Annotated in this window: 21 protein-coding genes and 3 pseudogenes; 10 read left to right on the forward strand and 14 right to left on the reverse strand. The window is 40.8% G+C overall.

The window, feature by feature from the left end:
* Positions 1-69 precede the first annotated feature (69 nt).
* From KUA49_RS08535 to KUA49_RS08595, 13 genes and pseudogenes are all read right to left on the reverse strand, one after another.
* Positions 70-528, reverse strand: a complete 459-nt coding sequence (locus KUA49_RS08535; protein ID WP_203040703.1) for a ribonuclease H — start codon at positions 526-528, stop codon at positions 70-72.
* Between the two features lie 141 nt (positions 529-669).
* Positions 670-1,185: a pyridoxamine 5'-phosphate oxidase family protein gene (locus tag KUA49_RS08540; RefSeq protein WP_203040704.1), complete on the reverse strand. Its 516-nt coding sequence runs from the start codon at positions 1,183-1,185 to the stop codon at positions 670-672.
* The gene (locus KUA49_RS08545) at positions 1,157-1,705 is read right to left on the reverse strand and encodes a GNAT family N-acetyltransferase (protein ID WP_218413254.1); all 549 of its coding nucleotides are present in this window, start codon (positions 1,703-1,705) and stop codon (positions 1,157-1,159) included. Before KUA49_RS08545 ends, KUA49_RS08540 begins: the two co-directional genes overlap by 29 nt.
* Before the next feature lie 4 nt (positions 1,706-1,709).
* Positions 1,710-2,009: a thioredoxin gene (trxA, locus tag KUA49_RS08550; protein WP_203049399.1), complete on the reverse strand. Its 300-nt coding sequence runs from the start codon at positions 2,007-2,009 to the stop codon at positions 1,710-1,712.
* 337 nt (positions 2,010-2,346) lie between these two features.
* Positions 2,347-2,787, reverse strand: a complete 441-nt coding sequence (locus KUA49_RS08555; protein ID WP_218413253.1) for a ribonuclease H — start codon at positions 2,785-2,787, stop codon at positions 2,347-2,349.
* Between the two features lie 2 nt (positions 2,788-2,789).
* Entirely contained in the window at positions 2,790-3,470 is a 681-nt protein-coding gene (locus KUA49_RS08560; protein ID WP_203049397.1) for a DNA alkylation repair protein, read from the reverse strand.
* 2 nt (positions 3,471-3,472) lie between these two features.
* On the reverse strand, positions 3,473-4,141 hold the full coding sequence (locus KUA49_RS08565) for a hypothetical protein (protein WP_218413252.1): 669 nt from the start codon (positions 4,139-4,141) through the stop codon (positions 3,473-3,475).
* A gap of 12 nt (positions 4,142-4,153) precedes the next feature.
* A complete protein-coding gene (locus KUA49_RS08570; protein ID WP_118141478.1) occupies positions 4,154-4,387 on the reverse strand; it encodes a hypothetical protein in 234 nt (77 codons plus the stop codon).
* Positions 4,388-5,428: a winged helix DNA-binding domain-containing protein gene (locus KUA49_RS08575; protein WP_218413251.1), complete on the reverse strand. Its 1,041-nt coding sequence runs from the start codon at positions 5,426-5,428 to the stop codon at positions 4,388-4,390.
* A gap of 28 nt (positions 5,429-5,456) precedes the next feature.
* A complete protein-coding gene (locus KUA49_RS08580; RefSeq protein WP_153114279.1) occupies positions 5,457-6,020 on the reverse strand; it encodes a flavin reductase family protein in 564 nt (187 codons plus the stop codon).
* A 20-nt stretch (positions 6,021-6,040) separates the two neighbouring features.
* Positions 6,041-6,307 (reverse strand): DUF1294 domain-containing protein, encoded by a 267-nt coding sequence (locus KUA49_RS08585; RefSeq protein ID WP_218413250.1) that lies wholly within the window; start codon positions 6,305-6,307, stop codon positions 6,041-6,043.
* The gene (locus KUA49_RS08590) at positions 6,307-7,341 is read right to left on the reverse strand and encodes a virulence RhuM family protein (protein WP_218413249.1); all 1,035 of its coding nucleotides are present in this window, start codon (positions 7,339-7,341) and stop codon (positions 6,307-6,309) included. The genes KUA49_RS08585 and KUA49_RS08590 overlap by 1 nt, the downstream gene beginning before the upstream one ends.
* A 92-nt stretch (positions 7,342-7,433) precedes the next feature.
* Positions 7,434-7,712 (reverse strand): annotated as a pseudogene (locus KUA49_RS08595) (YqiA/YcfP family alpha/beta fold hydrolase); the annotation flags it as partial.
* A 643-nt stretch (positions 7,713-8,355) separates the two neighbouring features.
* Between KUA49_RS08595 and KUA49_RS08600 the strand changes: the two are divergent.
* The 10 genes and pseudogenes from KUA49_RS08600 to KUA49_RS08640 all read left to right on the forward strand — a co-directional run bounded on the left by KUA49_RS08600 (position 8,356) and on the right by KUA49_RS08640 (position 16,036).
* Positions 8,356-8,919, forward strand: a complete 564-nt coding sequence (locus KUA49_RS08600) for a hypothetical protein (RefSeq protein ID WP_203049391.1) — start codon at positions 8,356-8,358, stop codon at positions 8,917-8,919.
* A 763-nt stretch (positions 8,920-9,682) separates the two neighbouring features.
* On the forward strand, positions 9,683-9,961 hold the full coding sequence (locus KUA49_RS08605; protein WP_238405715.1) for a KilA-N domain-containing protein: 279 nt from the start codon (positions 9,683-9,685) through the stop codon (positions 9,959-9,961).
* Between the two features lie 468 nt (positions 9,962-10,429).
* The gene (locus tag KUA49_RS08610; protein ID WP_302349039.1) at positions 10,430-10,528 is read left to right on the forward strand and encodes an Abi family protein; all 99 of its coding nucleotides are present in this window, start codon (positions 10,430-10,432) and stop codon (positions 10,526-10,528) included.
* A gap of 475 nt (positions 10,529-11,003) precedes the next feature.
* Complete coding sequence (locus KUA49_RS17640) at positions 11,004-11,270, forward strand: Ig-like domain-containing protein (protein ID WP_367400367.1); 267 nt, start codon at positions 11,004-11,006, stop codon at positions 11,268-11,270.
* A gap of 209 nt (positions 11,271-11,479) precedes the next feature.
* On the forward strand, positions 11,480-12,319 hold the full coding sequence (locus tag KUA49_RS08615) for a DUF4377 domain-containing protein (RefSeq protein WP_256624898.1): 840 nt from the start codon (positions 11,480-11,482) through the stop codon (positions 12,317-12,319).
* A 190-nt stretch (positions 12,320-12,509) separates the two neighbouring features.
* Positions 12,510-12,896 (forward strand): annotated as a pseudogene (locus KUA49_RS08620) (ORF6N domain-containing protein); the annotation flags it as partial.
* 46 nt (positions 12,897-12,942) lie between these two features.
* Entirely contained in the window at positions 12,943-13,860 is a 918-nt protein-coding gene (locus tag KUA49_RS08625) for a hypothetical protein (protein ID WP_218413247.1), read from the forward strand.
* A 317-nt stretch (positions 13,861-14,177) separates the two neighbouring features.
* Positions 14,178-14,346, forward strand: a pseudogene (locus KUA49_RS08630) (DNA resolvase); the annotation flags it as partial.
* Positions 14,347-14,800: 454 nt separating this feature from the next.
* Positions 14,801-15,283: an energy transducer TonB gene (locus tag KUA49_RS08635; RefSeq protein WP_194252904.1), complete on the forward strand. Its 483-nt coding sequence runs from the start codon at positions 14,801-14,803 to the stop codon at positions 15,281-15,283.
* Positions 15,284-15,514: 231 nt separating this feature from the next.
* Entirely contained in the window at positions 15,515-16,036 is a 522-nt protein-coding gene (locus KUA49_RS08640; protein WP_218413246.1) for an immunoglobulin-like domain-containing protein, read from the forward strand.
* A gap of 418 nt (positions 16,037-16,454) precedes the next feature.
* On the opposite strand, the gene KUA49_RS08645 is transcribed toward KUA49_RS08640, so the two are convergent.
* Positions 16,455-17,525, reverse strand: coding sequence for a DUF6371 domain-containing protein (locus KUA49_RS08645; RefSeq protein WP_318331589.1), 1,071 nt, complete (start codon positions 17,523-17,525; stop codon positions 16,455-16,457).
* Positions 17,526-17,529: the final 4 nt, after the last annotated feature.

The following is a 17,529-nucleotide window of genomic DNA, read 5'->3' on the forward strand; positions in this document are numbered from 1 at the left end:
AGCCATGCTCAACTCCCATATTAGCGCAATATATCTGCAAAAATACAAAAAATATTCAGAAATGTGATTTTATGAATGAATTTTGTTTGCAGAGCTAACATGATTTAACCTTATTCTTAATCTAGAGGTTGCTTCCGTAGCCCTATCGTGGGTTTCTATCAGCAGTGGGCTTTTGTGATATTGCACAATCTTGACCCCGACAGAGTTGTGCCTTTTCTTTTCCTCGATGCATTGAATGATCAAGTCTGGATTGGCAGATTTAGCCGTTGGAGTCTTGTCAAAGTTCTGAATATAGGCAGCGTTGGTCAGGAAGAGAATGTCGGAACCTTCCGGTATTTCCTGCATTACCTTGATCATGAGGGTTAGCATCATGCGGAACTCTGTGGTGTGTAGATCGCTGATTACATCACGACTGATGATATTGCCGTTATGCTCGATCACAACGGCAGCACCACCAGCTCGCTCTTTATGGCCATAATCACATGAACCACCTATCCAAACGTAATATGTAGAAGTATCTTGTTTCATAATTATTCGCTTGATTTCCGTACAAAAGTACCACAAATATTGCTAAGTGTGGTAGTTATCCTGCATGGCGAACAGTCTTTCTTGAAGTGAAGTCATAAATTCTTTGTTTTATAATGCAACATCAAAGGAGCAATTGCCTTTTTATTCCATTCTTCCATATTTCATTTCCACACCTTCTTTATCATACTGCTTGCGCTTGCCGGTTGGTGGCTCAGTAAGTGTGATGCGAATTACAGCCGTGCGTGAAAGGGAACGGGCGATGCTCTCGTCGAAAGCATCCATGTGTTGAGGAAGGAAACATTTACTGATTAGTCGGAGACCATGAATCTTCTCTGCATCCTCGGTCACAATTTCTGCCTTGCCGAATGCAATGGCTGATTTGTATTGCAGGGTGAAACTGCCGTCCTTCGGACCAACCGTAGGCGCACAACGGGTTACGGCTGAAAGGCAAACCTCGGGATGAGTCTTGATCACCTCCAGTTTTTTGCCTTCCAAGGCACCATGAAAATACCAATTCACATCATCATCTGATGCGAGTGAAAGAGGTAAACCATAAGGCTTGCCGTCTTTGTCAATAAAACTGACAGTTATATACGGAGCCTTGTGCATTACTTCCAAAGCCCACTCACTATCCATTGCTCTTGATTTCTTTCTCATTTTTTAATCCTTTGTACTTAAATACTTTAACCATATCTTTGTCGCCACCTACGAGCTGGCTACATTTATTCAACATACCTGTATCGACGAAACCGCATTTCTCCATGACTCTTCCTGATGCAGGATTGCCTGTGAAATGGTCTGCCCAAATGTTTTCAAAATGCTTCTCGTTGATGCAGTAGTCAAGCATCAGCTTCAAGGCTTCGGTGCAGATTCCCTTGTTCCAATAAGGTTTTCCTACCCAGTAGCCCACCTCGCAGTCGTTTTCTCCGATAGGGATGTTGCTGGTTTCATGGGTGTAGTAGCCGATGCAGCCGATTGCCTCGCCAGTTTCTTTCAACACAATCGCCCATGTCGTGTCATTATGGAAGAATGTCTGGATTATCTTCCGACTTTCCTCAACAGACTTATGTGTCGGCCATCCAGCACGTGGTCCTACGTCAGGGTCGGAGGCGTACTTGAAGAGCGCCTCTGCATCTGATTCCTGCCAATATCGAAGTAAAATTCTTTCTGTTTTCATCAGATTATTTCAAGAAAGGATCAAGCGTAGCCAGCAGTTCGGCTTTATCTACCACACCGCTTGTGCGCCACAATACTTCTCCGTTGCGGAAAAGCATCAGCGTAGGCACGGATTGGATGCGGTATTGGCTTGCTGTTTCGCCGTACTTGTCCACATCCACCTTGATGATTCGGATGCGGTCGCCCAACACACTCTTCACCTGCTCCAGAATGGGGTGCATCGCCTTGCAAGGTTGGCACCAGGTGGCAAAGAAATCGACCAGAACAAGCTGGCCACTGTTTATTACGTTATTGAATGTCTCCATAATTATTTGTCTATTTTCGTGAAACGATTAAAAGTTCTGCCGTCGTAGCGAAGAATCCGTGTAGGAATAATATCTTCTTCATGCTCTAATCATTTGATAATGATGCGCCTATAATCTGGGAGGATAAGCCATGCTCAACTCCATATCAGCGCAATATATCTGCAAAAATACAAAAAATATTCAGAAATGTGATTATATGGATGAATTTTGTTTGCAGGGCGTACTTTATTTAACCTTATTTTATATGATAGAGGAGCATTGAGGGACAACTTGGGGGATATCTTGAATAACCGGAAATCCTTAATGACCTTAATGACTGGAAAACGGCCCTAAACATTTATTTATTTTTCTGGTGAAACTCCTTCCTTGTCTTAGCCATTGCTTCCGTAGCCCTATCGTGGGTTTCTATCAGCAATGGGCTTTTGTGGTATTGCACAATCTTGACCCCGACTGACTTGTGCCTTTTCTTTTCCTCGATGCATTGAATGATCAAGTCTGGATTGGCTGATTTAGCCGTTGGAGTCTTGTCAAAGTTCTGAATATAGGCAGCGTTGGTCAGGAAGAGAATGTCGGAACCTTCCGGTATTTCCTGCATTACCTTCACCATGAGGGTTAGCATCATTCGGAACTCCGTGGTGTGGAGATCGCTGATTACATCACGGCTGATGATGTTGCCGTTATGCTCAGTCACAACGGCAGCACCACCAGCTCGCTCTTTATGGCCATAATCACATGAGCCACCTATCCAAACGTAATAAGTAGAAGTATCTTGTGTCATAATTATTTTATCTTCAATGTCCGCAGATATTCCTTCTGCTCGGGCGTGATTCTGTAACTCTCGATGGCCTTCTGGATGGTCTTGTTGTGCGTCCAGGGAGCAAGGCGGTGTTGCTCGATGTAGGGAATCGCCTGGTCCCATTGCTTGGCAAGGGCGGTGGCGAAGAACCAGGCTGCCATCATTTTTACGTAATACTCTTCGCTCCTTATTGATGCTGGAATTTCAAGATGTTCAGCCTTGAAGTCTTTATCCAGGTAATGAGACATAAGTGTCTCTATTCCAAAGCGACAAGTATAAACGTGTGACGATTTACTCCAAGTTTTGATCTTCGCCAACAGCTCCTTTTTGTGTTTGGTAAACACCTTCGGAGACATGATGTCGCAAACTGCCCAGTTATCCACGAAAGGCAGGAATTTCTCAGTAAGACGAATGCATTCCTCGTAGTCCTTCACCTCGGAAATGAGGAGACCATGAAGCATATTCTCATCGTAGTATTTGTGAGGAAGCTGATGAAGGAAATCCTCACATTCTGCCTCCTTTGTAAACTCTTTTGCGAACTTGCGAAGCACAGGCACACGAATGCCTATGAAACTCTCCACAGGCACTCCCGGTGTCAGTTTAGCTTGGAAAGCAGCATACTGCTTATCCTGCATGGCGAACAGTCTTTCTTGAAGTGAAGTCATTTTTATCCTATTAATTTAATAATCTGTTTATCTGAAGCATCAGGCAGGATTTCTTTCAGATGCTCGAAAATTCTTTGATAAGATTCCTGGGGAGTACGGTTGCATTGGCAAGCCTCCCTGCCATAGAGATCTTCGGGAGTGTTGAGCAGCGACCAACCCCAGCCATATTCATGATTGTGCTTGTCACGAGGGTAGATGAAATCCTCGGTCACAATGTAAGTCGCCATTTCCAGTCGGGTGAGATAACCGTCAAACTTGCTTCTCATTCCCTTGCCGGTGAAACCGCATGCTGCCAGAAGTTCTCTTGTGATGAGACTACCGGTAGATTGAAGCGTGCTGAGAATGGCTCCTTCTATCGAATCTTCATCTGGGCGAGGGTACTTGCTTCTTCTGTAGTTGCAGAAGTCCGGCCACCATTCCTGGCTGATGAATCCTGCTTTCTTATTGAAGAACTTTCCGTACATACACGGCATTTCCTGCACAATCTCACCCTTCCATTTCCATAGCGGCCAGTCCCAACCGCCTTCAGGAAATGTTACATATCGGCAATCTTCCGCCACGATGTCTTCGGCAGAGAATCCTTCAATGCCGCTATCAAGAAGAGGGAGGAAGCCGATCTTCTGAATCAGCTCCATCATGCCTGTTGCTGAATATATTTCTGGAAAATTCATACGCTTCGTTCTTTATATTTTTATCAATTCATTCAGTTTATCCTCTCTGATAATCTTAGGCTGAGCCTTGCCAGCGAGAATGAGAATCTTTTTTCCATTACGATAAATATGAAGCTGTCGTGAGCGAACTACGGCTGTTAACTCCTCATCATTCTGCATGGCTTGCCAGATAGGATAATATACTCCCTCAGGTTCAAACAACTTCTTCTGAAGATGTGAACAGAGGTTTGTTGTATCAATAGTCATTTATTTTTTCTTTATCGTTTCATTAAATGTATTCCATTGCTTCTCAAATGACAAATCCTTTTCTATCGAATCAAAGTAACTGATGTTGAGATTTTTCTCCCAAGGATTCCAGTTGCCGCAAATTCTGCCATCATGGGCGATAACAGGAAAGAAAATGCCATTATTAGTGTATGCAGACGGCATTTGATGTGGATGGATTACTAATTCCCGGCTTTTATAACCAATCAGATATTCATCAAAGGGAGCAATGAGATGCGTCTTTCCACTTCTGAATCCACGTGTTCGACATGATTCATGTAGGTAGAACTGATAGTCTTTCCATTTTTCAATCCTCAGTTCTGAACCAAGCAACTCAATGCTTCGTTGGCAATCAGAAGTGCTCAGTCCTGACCACCAGACATAATCTTCGAATGTGGCTGGCGAATGGCTCTGAAAATATTTTTTTGCCAGAAGCATCAGCATTTCATCACGTTCCAGCCTGGCTGTTCTTGGAACCTTCTTTTCCGTGAGACTGTATGTCGCCTTTGTAGGAAGAAGATTGCCGCTGCAGAAAGTACCGTTCAATTCGTTAAAGCGAATGTGGTAGGATAGGCGATGTTTGTCCATGATGATGCCCTTTTCGAGCAAAGCCTCGTTCAGGTCTTTGCTTGTTACAGACTGCATCTCATCGGTTTTTTGAACAAATATCTCGTGAATCAGATTGAGCTCAGAATCATCAATGCTGATTTTATTACTCTTCATCCATCCTTTTACAACAGAAGTTGCCTTAGGTGAAATCAGGTCCAGCATCCACCAATAGTCTTCATTTGAAACCAGTTGCCAAGTGCCACGCAGCAGGTGAAGACGGATTATCTCACCCTCATCGTATGCATTCTTGAATGCGAAGGAAGAAGGTTTGCGAGTACGCATCATCACAGCCCATCTTACCATCCGGTAATCCTGGGCTTGCATGGCCCCAAAATGAGACACCACCTTTTGGGGAGTATCAAATTGAGGGCAGATGAGCTGCTGCGAAAGCAGGCGTATTGCTATTGGATTCATTGTTTCTGAGTCGTTAAAATTACGTTGATTATTTCAAAGCCTTGCCGTCGGAGAAAGCGTTTCCGACTTTCTCGCCCAGCTGGATATAGCCGTGATGAATAGGGTCGAAGACAATCAGTTCCATCTTCTCCATGTCTGGATTTCCGTCTTCTGCCAGATACTTTTCATCCACAAGAATATTGACGATTTCGGCAACGAGATAATAACCGGTTTCGCTTTCGTCGTACTTCTCCTTGATGCGGCACTCCAGGGTCATTGGGAAATCGGTGAACACAGGAGCGTTGACCATAGTCGCCTTCTCGATGTTCCATCCCGTCTTTTCCATCTTCTTCGGGTCGTTCTTGGCAGAAACAATGCCCACGAAATCGGAAGCCACCATGGTTTTCTTGGTAGCGAAGGCAACGGTAAACTCGCCACCAAGCTTCAGGTTGTCTGTGGTGACGTGATTTCCCATTGAGATCATAATCTCCTTCATGTCCCACTGTCCTGCCCAGGCAGCGTTCATTGCGTTGGCAACTCCATCCTTATTATATGTGCCGATAATCAGCACAGGCTGTGGTGCAAACCACGGCTTTGGTGCAAAACTTTTCATATACTTCGTTCTTTATATTGTTATCTATTCATGTGTAAATACGCCATCAGCGCAATCTGTATCAGCAGAATAGCAGGAATGGCGTATTTGAATTTCTTGTGCATCGTCTTATGGTGCCAGACTTTCATCCCCATCCATGCCCCGATGCTTCCTCCAAGTACAGCCAGTAACAAAAGCGTGGTTTCTGGAATGCGCCACTTGGCTTTCTTCGCCTTGTATTTGTCAATGCCATACATGATGAATGCAACAGCATTGATGGCAAGGAGATAGTAGGCGAGGCAACTCATTATTCAATATCCAAAGGTAATTGCGGATCTTCGCCGTCAAACTTGTCGAAATCAGAGCGAAACAGACGGTCCTGTATCACTCTATATTTCTCAAACTCGCTTTCGGCATATTCCTTTGCATACTCGGCAGTAATGTGTCCTGCGTCTTGCAGAATTTCTCTGTCGGTTGCATCGAGGAATTTGTCGATGCGTTTAGCCCAATCCTCCATAGTCATAGGAATATGGCGCTCTGCCATATCCTTTGCCATATCAAGATAGGCATTCACCAATCGTCCAAGGGCTTGCAACTCATTTTCCTTCAGATAGTTCTTGGCTATACTTACGTCGGACTTTATGATTTTCCCATTAGGAGCCTTGGCCCATGTAGTGAGCCCCATGTGCTCTTTTTCTGCATCAGCACGATCCACTATCAGTTCTGCGGCAGTATGTCCATGAACAGCATAATGCATTTTGTTCTGTACCTTCTTGAAGAACTCGCGTGTTGTTGGAGCATCACGGTTGTAGTCGATGGCTGTGGCGTAGATGTCGGTCAGTTTCTGATAGAAATTGCGTTCCGATAGACGAATCTCTCGAATCTCCTCCAAGAGTTGTTCGAAATAGTCCACGCCGATGAATGAGCCATTTTCCATACGCTTCTTGTCAATCACATAGCCACGGATAGCATACTGTCGGAGAACATAAGTGCACCATTGGCGGAACAGAGTGGCTCGGCGGGAGTTGACGCGATAGCCTACTGAAATGATAGCATCAAGATTGTAGAACAAAGTGTTGCGTCGTACCTCTCTCGTTCCTTCCTGTTGAACTACCGAGATTTTCTCGGTAGTTGCATTCTTGTCCAATTCCTTAGCATCGTATATGTTCTTCAGATGCAATCCTATGTTGTCAGCAGAGCAGTCAAAAAGCGTTGCCATTGCCTTCTGTGTTGCCCATATTGTTTCTTTCTTATATAGCACTTGAATGCCTTGCTCCTTACCCTCAGCCACGAAGATAAGAAATTCAGCGGTACTATTTCTTATTTCAAATTTCTTTGCCATTTTTCTGCGTATTTTCTCGTCGCTAATATTTTTGCAACACCTTATTATATAATTATCTGTCTATCTCTGTGAAACGATTAAAAGTTTGCAGAAAACTCCATCATCATGAAATACGGATTGCCGAGCAGGGCAGGAATGCCCACCACAGGAGCCAGCATCTGGGCGAGGAAAGAGCCGCAGCTGTTGCCCAGAAGCAAGTCGGGCTGCTCCCGGTCGATGATGGAGCGAATCTCCTTCAGTGCTTCCTTGGGGTGCAAAGGGAGGTCGGGAGTCAGCACCACCGCCGTCCCCTCAAACGCCTCTTTCAAGGCTCTCGCCATCGGACAGCTGCCCGTAGCGAAGAATCCGTGTAGGAATAATATCTTCTTCATGCTCAAATCATTTGATAATGATGCGCCTGTAATCTAGGAGGATAAGCCATGCTCAACTCCCATATTAGCGTAATATATCTGCAAAAATACAAAAAATATTCAGAAAAGTGATTATATGGATGGATTTTGTTTGCAGGGCGAACTTGATTTAACCTTATTTTATAAGATAGAGGGATGTTGAGGGATTTTTGAAAAACCGAAATCCTTAATGACCGTGACCTTAATGACCGGATTTAGGTATTGAAAAATGACCGATAATGAATTTGACACTTCATGACCTCTTAAAACAAAAAGGCGTAAGGTATGGTAGATATAATCTTAGTAAAATGCAGAGTAATTTGCATTTTTCTTCATAATCATTCGTGTTTCTAACATATTTTACCTATCTTTGTACCTTAAAAAATAGAAGTTGCAAAATGGATGCATATTTGTTGAGCTTCGATGTCTTTAAGCCAAGGGAATCTTGAAACGTGAAGGCGGTAGAAAAAGTGGTAAATGGATAGTTGTAAACATCTGAATAATCCTAAATCACTTTTATTGTATTGGAAATTAATATTAATTAAAATAGTAGCTTATGAGCAATGTATATTTTGAACCTTGAGTTGGCTGCCATTACTCCGAGGGCATAAATGGGAAACGTATAATGGTTTTAGGCCATGTTCACGTTTGTGATGGATGTGATAATTGTGGTGTTGAAAAGTGTGATGATTTTTCTACCCAGAAGGTGGTGGAAGATTATATTGTTTGGAGAAAAAACGGAACAATACCATCTCCAGGATATGAAAAATGGCTTCAGACTTACCTCAACTTTGTCAAAGCTTTCTTCGGATTTCAACCAGAACCTGAAGTTGAAGAAACAGACTTTTGGAACAATATCATGTTTTACAACTATCTTCAGTTGGCCGTTCCCACTCCAACTACCCAAGTTCCTCATGATGCTTATGTCCGAGCTCAAGAGCCTTTTATATCTGTTATAAATAGTTATGAGCCGGATGTTATTTTCGTATGGGGAAAGCCAACATACGATAATACCCCTGCGTATAAAGGTGTAGAACTAGAGCCATTGCAATTTAAAAATATAATTACTAGAAGATATGAGTACACTCTTGATTCTGGCAAGAAATGTGTAATGATAAATGTACATCACCCATCTTGTTATTTCTCTTATTCTCAGTGGCATGAAATAATTAAGCAAGCTTTGTGTTAGGCATTGAGGGACTTTCGAAATACCCCGAAATCCTTAATGACCTTGACCTTCATGACCGGAAACGACCGCTCACTCATGATTTCTGAGGTGAGCGGTCGCTTCTTTTCCGTTGCCAATTCCTGCCCTTACGCATAGTAAAGGGTAGCAAGTGACGTCCTGAGTTTATGCCCATGTACATGAGGATTTATGCCCGTGAACATGAGCACGGATACCTGAGAACATGAGCACTTTTAACCGATTACTTTGGGCACAAGTACCCAAAACCTTGGGCAAAGTTGGGCAAAGCTTCGGGTAAGTTTGCCTGATGGTTGGAATGACTTTTCCTGATGGTTGCAGGGATCAGAACGTCTGTTGCATGATGCAGGAAGCATCATGAACCTAGCTGGTGTGGTAATGGCGTGGTAATAGTGTGGTAATAAAAACCCGCTTATTACCACGCACATCTTCTTAATAATCAGATGATTAGAAGATGCGTGGTAATAGTGGTATTAAAAATGAAAAACTTTTCTGTTATTATATGTAGCAAATAGGTTATTTTCTCCGATGCAACATATAGATGTTGCTGATAGTATAGCTTTCTCTTGGATTTATGATGAAATGATATGCTAAATAATAAATTTCAGCATAGTAAGTCTGTTTCTCAAAATTTTCTATTACCTTTGCTAAACGCTATAAAATGGCGATAAAAGATATTAATCGAATACAAGTCATGATGGTTATCAATATGCAACCACTGATTTGGGTTATCTAAAAACTAAGGAATATGGCAAAGATAAAAGTTGAAAATACAGAAATATCTGTTGTTAATGTTCAAAATGAGGATTATATCTCTTTGACCGATATGGCACATAGCCAAATGCAAGAGCATATTATTTTCAGATGGATGAGCCTCAAAAGTACAATAGAATACCTCGGTGAATGGGAAAAGTTATATAATCCGTTTTTTAATTGTACCGAATTCGATACAATTAGAAATGCAGCAGGAAGCAACAACTTCGTGCTTTCTGTTAAGGCATGGATTCAAAACAGACGCAACACGTGATAAACAGATAGGGAACGCACTGCGTTCCCTATTACCATTTTCTGTTATTTTCCGATGCAACATGTGGATGTTGCTGATAGTTAAGCTTTTATCTTTTAAACGGTACAACTACCCTTTTTACAAGTGCAGAGAAAGTGGGCGACAAATGCAATGTGCTTATTCTCAGCCTGTTAGCGATGAAGTTGTACCGCTTCTTTTTAGCCTTTTTTGTAAGATTCTGGAAACAAATGCAATGCATTGTTTCTCAGCCTCTTCCGTTTCTTGTGTTACAGAACGCTTATCTGGTTGCAAAGATACAGATTTAATTTGGATTAGAGCAAACTATTATCTTAAAAAATATTATTCCACAGTTGCTTTTTTCGATAATTTTAATCGCACCACTTCATGTATCACAGTCAATGAGTTGCAGACAATGGGCAATGTGAACATGGTTTACATAATCTGAAAGCAGACAAGATACGCAAGCGCATATCGCATTACTTTGGCTTGCAACCAATTGTCTTAGAATCTTGGATAACGTCTTTGACACTGTTACGAAATGCCTACAGCCACCATTCAAGAGTGTAGAACAAAGTAAGCTTCGTCATGCCTGTCTCTCCAAGAAGAAAACCTTTGTAGAGCAAACCAATCACTCACCAAATAACTATGAGAAAGTGGCTTCTGACTCTATTGTTTAAGTACCATTGCAAACTGTACATGAACCAGAGGTTATTTGGAACGCCAATAGTGACAAACAAGATGAACGGCTACGATAATAAGCCTGTATTGATGAAATAACACAAGGAATAAAATAATCTTGAAATCTCATGCAAGTTTTTGATTTCTTTTGCGTTTATTGAATAGTTATAACCCTTTAATATCAAGAAGCGTATGAAAATTAGAATGATTCTTATGGCATTAGCAGCTTTGCTCTGTTTGGCAAGTTGTAGCGATGATGATTCTGGAATCCAACTCACTGAAGACGAAGTACTCGGTGATATAATTACTGGTAAGCAGATTGTTATTAACACTCTTACAAACCTATACCGATAGTGGCAGCAAGGTGAATGTTAATGGAGCTAAGGGTAAAGTATCAGCAACTTCTTCTGATGATAGTGTTGCCAAGGTTTCGTGTTCTTCAAATGAGTCAGAGAAGGAGATATACGTAAGTGGCGTTTCTGAGGGAAATGCTACTATAACCGTAACCGACTCAGACGGAAACTCTGCTATCTTAAAGGTAGAAGTAAAAAATTGGACTGCCTATTGGAGAAATTTAAAGACAGAAGTCTGGCTAAGTGGATGGATTCAGAAGACGTCTGTAAGGCTCTGAACCTTATCCTTCAACCTACAATCAAGACGTGACATAGTTGGATCACGTTTTCTTTAAATGTAATTCCCCATGAGCTGACAGGGTATGGGTGTCAGAGGAGCTTTTGGCTAAGATACAGAGTCCTCGGAATTAAAAATGTGTTTGCAATGCAATATTTTTGCATTTTCGGTGTTTATTATGTATGTAGAGAACAATTAAAATTAAAAAAAATGATGAATATAAATTTTTTCAGAATGCTGCTCATGACATTCCTCGCCGTGGCAGGACTGGCTGCTTGTAGCGATGATGATGAGCCTAAAGATTCAGTCAAAGAAATCAGGATGCTGGTGTCGGCAGAAACAGGCGTGACGTATGCGTGGGGCGATGATATGAAGAAAAACCCCATAGAGTGCTTGCTCGTCAAGACGGAAGGTGATTCCGAAGAATGGCAAGACCTTGGATTTAAACAGATAAAAGGCTTTACCTATGAACGCGGGCACGAATATTATCTCTCGGTAAAGCGCACAATCCTCGCCAATCCACCTGCGGATGCTTCCGACCGCAGATATGAACTTATCCGTGTTCTTCAAGACAGGCTTGTAGCTGGCCCTGAAATTCCGATTGACAAAGAGATAAAAACGGAAGCAGACATAGAATACTATGACTTGTGTCCTTTCGAAAAGTATGGCGTAGGTAGCGCTATTGTAGTTGATGATGAAGGTAAAATAGATAGTAAAGTTGAATATGACAATGTTTCGCCGCTACCATCTTACGATAAGGCGCGTATATGGCTGGTAAATATCCTTGATCATAAAGACCCGAACTGGGTGAAATTCCATAGTGTGCCTTATCAAGCAACTTACTCGTATGTCATTTCACCCTTTACCGACAAAATTCGTCTGGTGCGTAACGAGTCATCCGGCCCGATGTTCAAGAATGTTGTTCCTGAAGACGAGTTTACACGTATCCGCTCCATGAACTCCGGCGAGGAGGTCAGATATGCGCTTATTCTTGCCAACGTCCATAAAAAGGGGCTTCAAAAGGTGGAATTTATCATAATAAAGAAATAATCATTACAGACTGATTCCCCCTCGCCCCCTATCAATCTTCTAATCATACCGACTTTCTGTAACATCGCCAACCTCATTGAGTGTGTGGCGATGTTTTATTTCATCAAATTGTTGTTGGTGTTCCGCATAATCACAGAGCCATGCGCCGATCACTTTCTGCTGTTCGGCGGTTTCGCTAATTACCAGTAGTGTGTTCTACAATGGGCAAGTTTATGATGCCTATACTTTCGTGTCCGACTTGATTAAGAGTGCGAAGAAACGTAGTGTCCTTATCGACAACTATGTTGACGAGACTGTACAGACATTGCTCAATAAAAGAGATAATAACGTGTCTGCAATCATCTACACTCAGCAGATAAGCCGTCAGTTCCAACTCGACATAGACCGTCATAATGCTCAATATGCACCGATTGATGTTGAAACATTCCGTTTATCACATGACCGCTTCCTTTGTATAGACGATGATGTATATCACATAGGTGCATCCATAAAGGACTTGGGCAAAAAGTGGTTTGGTTTCTCTAAGATGGAGATACTTACACCAGACGAATTGCTGGAAAGGATCAATAGAGAGTAATCAATACGCAATATTTCAAGAATATAAATATTAAAAATTACGAATTATGAAAAAAATACCATCTATAATGATTGTAGTTTGGGGAATAGCGGTATTATGTACACTATTCTTGAGTTCATGCAAGCGACCAGAGGTCTTAGACAATAGTACTCTTGTAAATAGCGCAAGAAACGTGGCTTTGACCTTTGGTCCTGCGTATGTTCCATTTTTTAAAGAGGCTAACGTATCGGATGTTCAAGTTTTCCAAAAGGAGGATTATGGGGACAGCTTTCCTGAAATTAAAAAACTGATAGGAAGAAAGTACTATACTGTAACTTTTACATATGATAGTACTGCCGTTAAATTTGATTTTGGATTTGCAGCAAGAGTCAGAATATGGAAAGATACAGGGGAACCATTAGATGTTATATTTGGTAATGGTTGGGGAAGAAATTTTTTCTTTTTAAGTTTTAAGGAGCAAACAGATCATTCTGCAAATGACTATGAGAAAGTGGCTTCTGACTCTATTGTTAAAGTTCCATTGCAAACTGTACATGAACCAGAGAACATTTGGAATTCCAATGCTGACAACAAACAAGACAGCCTATCAACAAGGGATTTTCTAACAAATACAGAGAAAGAGAAAATAAAAGAATTGGCTTCACAAGTACCAGATAGCATAAGAAATCGTTTTGCAGTTTTAGTGGATAAATGGAATTTTGCAATAGACCATAATCCTAAGACACTATACAGTGCAAGCATACATTCATATGCAAAATTGCCTGAGTTCATTCCTCTCAAATCAATGGGAAAACAAATACTTCCATTAATTATGGAACGAATGATAAACCCTTCCGATTTTTATTTTCTTGTTCTTTATGAAGCTGTTCTGGAAGGAAATGAAACGAAAGACGATTCTAAGTTTAGCGAAAGCGAACAAATCAGAGCTATAAGGTGTGTTAAAAAATGGCTGGAAAAACAATAATGGGCAAGTTCTTCTATTATAATTGAATCTACATCATTTCTCCTATGCCGCAGAATATATAAGATGTAATAAATGCGATGACAAAATCTGCTATCAGTTGATTATCAATACTATACGTCCTAAACGGTAGAAAAGTGACTGTGTGGATTCTGTTTAGATACGAAAAGGTAATAATTTAACGTATTTAACTTTCGATTACACCGATATTACCCCAAAGTGTATGATGTTGGGCGATTAGTAGAATGAACAATTCTTCTTGGAGAGACAGGCATGACGGAGCTTACTTTGTTCTACACTTTTGAATGGTGGCAGTAGGCAAGGTAGGCTCTGTAAAAACGGCAGAACAGATGAAAGCCGAATATAGGGAAGTTATTAGTTTGCTCCGCAAGGGGTATTCCATTCGGGATGTGGCAAAAGTTAAGTGGAAGGGGCGTGAGTATGGTGCAACGAGTTAAGCGATTACTAAAAATGCAATCACCGCAATAATACTATTGATTTTACGTTCTTTTCAAAAAGGGGTTGTGCAATAGTGGCTTAAAGGCTAAAAGCACTACCTTTGAATGCTGTTAAATATGGTAATGTTCAAAGTTACAATTTGTGATTTTGGAAAAATGAATATAAATATGACAGATAAAATAGAAAAAAAGGAGAGCAGCGAACTGTGTATATCACATAGGTGCATCCATTAAGGACTTAGGCAAAAAGTGTTTTGGTTTCTCCAAGATGGCAACAAAATAGTTCAAAGAGCGAATCGCCCCACTTTGGGGCTATATTTGGGCTACAGGAGGCATTTTCACGTTGCATAAACAACTCGTTCGCCAACTGGTTGTCAGAGTTAGTTAACGCCGAGGATTGCATAAAGGCTTTCCAAGGCATATGTTTAATTCAAATTTAATCCACTTTTAAAGTGGAGTCATGGATAAAATCATATAGAATAAAGATGAAGGAATTAGTGGGTATTATATTATTGACAGTTTTGGTAGTATTTGGTTCATGCAACTCCAATACTAATGTGTCTCTTGTGGGAACATCTCCGCAACTATTTGGTGTACGCCAAGTAAGCTCAGGTAATCCTGGCTATAGAAATAGAGAGTTGTTCATAAACGAATTGGAAAAAAAGTGTAAATATCCTATTGAGTTTCAAAAAAATAATTTGGAAGCATACGTTGCTGTTGAATACACGACAGACCAACGAGGATATATTGTTAAAAAAAAAGTGGTTGCTTGCGACAATAAAAAATTCAAAAAGATAACATTGGATATATTCGACGAAGTTAAAACTCTTAAAATAGCCACAACAGAGAAAATAGATACAATCTACTTCCAATACAAGATACAAGGTTCACCAACTTTAATCCATTCAAAAGTAGATGTCAAGATTATCGGCTATGGCAGCAATAATAAATCAATTTTAATGAAGTAACTCGATTTATCATAATTCACTACTGTCCAATAAAAAAGGCAATTCAAATACACGTTCTTCTTCAAGTGGGAATGGTTTTGGTTCTTTTGGAAGTGGAAGCAATAGTAGTAGTCAGGATTTTAATAGATGATTGTTTATGAAGAAACTGTTAATAATAAAGCCAAAACAAAATAGGTTAGTGATAGTGACCTTTGTAATTTTCATTTTTGTCTAACATAAAAAATAATGAGTATGAAAATTAATTTTATTTTTTTGCTAGGATGCATGATTGCATGTTTATTGTTTCTTTCTTGCTCTGTTGGGGATAAAAGTAATAGTCAAGTAACGGAAGCAAGTGCTTTAACTAGTAATGTGCAAGAGAATAAATCCGAGCAAGAGACCAAAACAGCAAAAGAGGCCAACTCTGTACAAGGAAACCTTGGCTTGGAACTCTCGCAGACGCATTTTACGAATAAACCTCAAGTTGTTACGTTGACTATAACCAACAATTCACCATGGACTTGTATCGTTGGTTATGAGTACTTTATCGAGAAGGAAAATAAAGGTTGGGAAAAGATTCCATTGAAGAATGCTGCCTTTATAGAGATAGGTCTTGGCATCCGACCAAACACTGCCAGAAAATTTCAAATTGATCTGGGCAATGTACGTCAGAAATATACGAAAGGGACATATCGCATTGGGAAGAAAATGAGAATAGAGACAACAGAAGGCTACAGAGATACAACGGGTTACTGCTCGTTCAACGTCTTATAATTAATGCCACTTTGCGCACTAAAAGGTGTGTGAAGTGGCATTGTTGTTTATGAAACTATTGTAAAGAAAAATGCCTTTATCTTCATATAGTAGGTGTATGCCTTGGGAGTTGTCGCAAGAATAGGAATCATTAATCGATGACATATATAGTAGAAAGAAAAAATTGGCTTTTTCTACTCATTCCATGTAAAACGTTTTATCATATGATATGCATATATATACGACAGTAAATCAATGAATCTATACGACAGTAAGTCATCATATATGCAATTCTCTGCTTACCGATAGGTTGATTCAGATACTCGACTTTGGAGAGGTATCTACCGATAGGCAAGTGCTTTCGAGAGTAACTCGAAAGGTTTTGAGTAACTCAAAACATAACTTGCTATCGTCAGATACCTCGATTTTTCAAATCATCTCAGAGTCTGAAACCACGTTGCCTTTTAGGAGTGCGGAAACGTGGTTGAGGCTCGTCAACAATTTCGAGTTTGAAGACATCTATCAACTTCCGAATGGCAGGATTCTGTTTGATGAGGGCTTGAAGTCTTGCTTCTGCAGGCTTGATTTTGAGCAAATAATCAGCAATGTCCAAGCCTTTAGCTTTATCTTCTTCGCAGGCTTGATGCTCTAAAAAGTCGAAAAGCGTTGCACGGATGCCGAGAACTTGCATCATTGGCAGCTTGTCTTGCCAAACTGTTGTCGCTCCCAAATCAGGGAATAAGATCACATCTCTGTTTTTCAGAACAGATAACGACTTCGTGTTAAAGCAACCATTCTTACCACCACTTGCTATCCATAAGAATTGAGGAAGATAGTAGGAGGCTATCAAGGCTGTCTTCTCACTTTCAACCAATGCTATGGGCTTGGTCTTGGCTGCATTGATAAGATGCTCACCAAAGAAACATTGACAGAGATTGAAATCCTTGTGGGGGATAAGCGAGTGTACCCATGAAATATGGTTGTATGGTTCTTTTACTCGCTTACCTGTCTCGGGATAATAGAGCATTACCTTACCAGTTCTCACCTTACCTTGATTGTCAACTTGCCAAAATACCGTGGCACCAGTCCAGTGTTTGGAAGTTCCGACATGATATTTCTCCATCAAAGAAAGAGTAGCTGTTTCACCGAATTGAGAAGATAGAAACAAGAAAAGGTTGTTTGCCTCATAACATTTCAGAGAACTTCGAATGATGTTCTCGTCTATATAAGAAGTGGGTAATGGCTTCGGCATTTCTCTCTTCTTATATGAAATAGTCTCATCCTTTGTGAATGTCTCATTCTTCTCGGGATTCTTCTCAAAAAAATCCTTGGGAGTGAAGTGATAACCACAACTTTGCTCATGGTTGCAACGACCCACGTAAGGAGGAAACTCAATCTTCCCTTCTGTGTCAATATATCGGGCGAAGCTACGTTTCTTATGACATTCAGGACATGTATGTCGGGTAGCGATGCCTTTGTATGGCTCTAATATGAATCTATGTGTACTCATTTCA

The sequence above is a fragment of the Segatella copri genome, from assembly GCF_019249655.2.
Classification (GTDB): Bacteria; Bacteroidota; Bacteroidia; order Bacteroidales; family Bacteroidaceae; genus Prevotella.

Excerpts from the sequence above, each read along its gene's own strand:
- KUA49_RS08590 (WP_218413249.1), bottom strand. The coding sequence starts at position 7,341 with ATGGCAAAGAAATTTGAAATAAGAAATAGTACCGCTGAATTTCTTATC.
- KUA49_RS08625 (WP_218413247.1), top strand. The coding sequence starts at position 12,943 with ATGAAAAAAATACCATCTATAATGATTGTAGTTTGGGGAATAGCGGTA.
- KUA49_RS08580 (WP_153114279.1), bottom strand. The coding sequence starts at position 6,020 with ATGAAAAGTTTTGCACCAAAGCCGTGGTTTGCACCACAGCCTGTGCTG.
- KUA49_RS08605 (WP_238405715.1), top strand. The coding sequence starts at position 9,683 with ATGGCAAAGATAAAAGTTGAAAATACAGAAATATCTGTTGTTAATGTT.
- KUA49_RS08640 (WP_218413246.1), top strand. The coding sequence starts at position 15,515 with ATGAAAATTAATTTTATTTTTTTGCTAGGATGCATGATTGCATGTTTA.
- KUA49_RS08635 (WP_194252904.1), top strand. The coding sequence starts at position 14,801 with ATGAAGGAATTAGTGGGTATTATATTATTGACAGTTTTGGTAGTATTT.
- KUA49_RS08585 (WP_218413250.1), bottom strand. The coding sequence starts at position 6,307 with ATGAGTTGCCTCGCCTACTATCTCCTTGCCATCAATGCTGTTGCATTC.
- KUA49_RS08570 (WP_118141478.1), bottom strand. The coding sequence starts at position 4,387 with ATGACTATTGATACAACAAACCTCTGTTCACATCTTCAGAAGAAGTTG.
- KUA49_RS08645 (WP_318331589.1), bottom strand. The coding sequence starts at position 17,525 with ATGAGTACACATAGATTCATATTAGAGCCATACAAAGGCATCGCTACC.
- KUA49_RS08545 (WP_218413254.1), bottom strand. The coding sequence starts at position 1,705 with ATGAAAACAGAAAGAATTTTACTTCGATATTGGCAGGAATCAGATGCA.
- KUA49_RS08575 (WP_218413251.1), bottom strand. The coding sequence starts at position 5,428 with ATGAATCCAATAGCAATACGCCTGCTTTCGCAGCAGCTCATCTGCCCT.
- KUA49_RS08615 (WP_256624898.1), top strand. The coding sequence starts at position 11,480 with ATGATGAATATAAATTTTTTCAGAATGCTGCTCATGACATTCCTCGCC.
- trxA (WP_203049399.1), bottom strand. The coding sequence starts at position 2,009 with ATGGAGACATTCAATAACGTAATAAACAGTGGCCAGCTTGTTCTGGTC.
- KUA49_RS08600 (WP_203049391.1), top strand. The coding sequence starts at position 8,356 with ATGGTTTTAGGCCATGTTCACGTTTGTGATGGATGTGATAATTGTGGT.
- KUA49_RS08555 (WP_218413253.1), bottom strand. The coding sequence starts at position 2,787 with ATGACACAAGATACTTCTACTTATTACGTTTGGATAGGTGGCTCATGT.
- KUA49_RS08565 (WP_218413252.1), bottom strand. The coding sequence starts at position 4,141 with ATGAATTTTCCAGAAATATATTCAGCAACAGGCATGATGGAGCTGATT.
- KUA49_RS08535 (WP_203040703.1), bottom strand. The coding sequence starts at position 528 with ATGAAACAAGATACTTCTACATATTACGTTTGGATAGGTGGTTCATGT.
- KUA49_RS08540 (WP_203040704.1), bottom strand. The coding sequence starts at position 1,185 with ATGAGAAAGAAATCAAGAGCAATGGATAGTGAGTGGGCTTTGGAAGTA.
- KUA49_RS08560 (WP_203049397.1), bottom strand. The coding sequence starts at position 3,470 with ATGACTTCACTTCAAGAAAGACTGTTCGCCATGCAGGATAAGCAGTAT.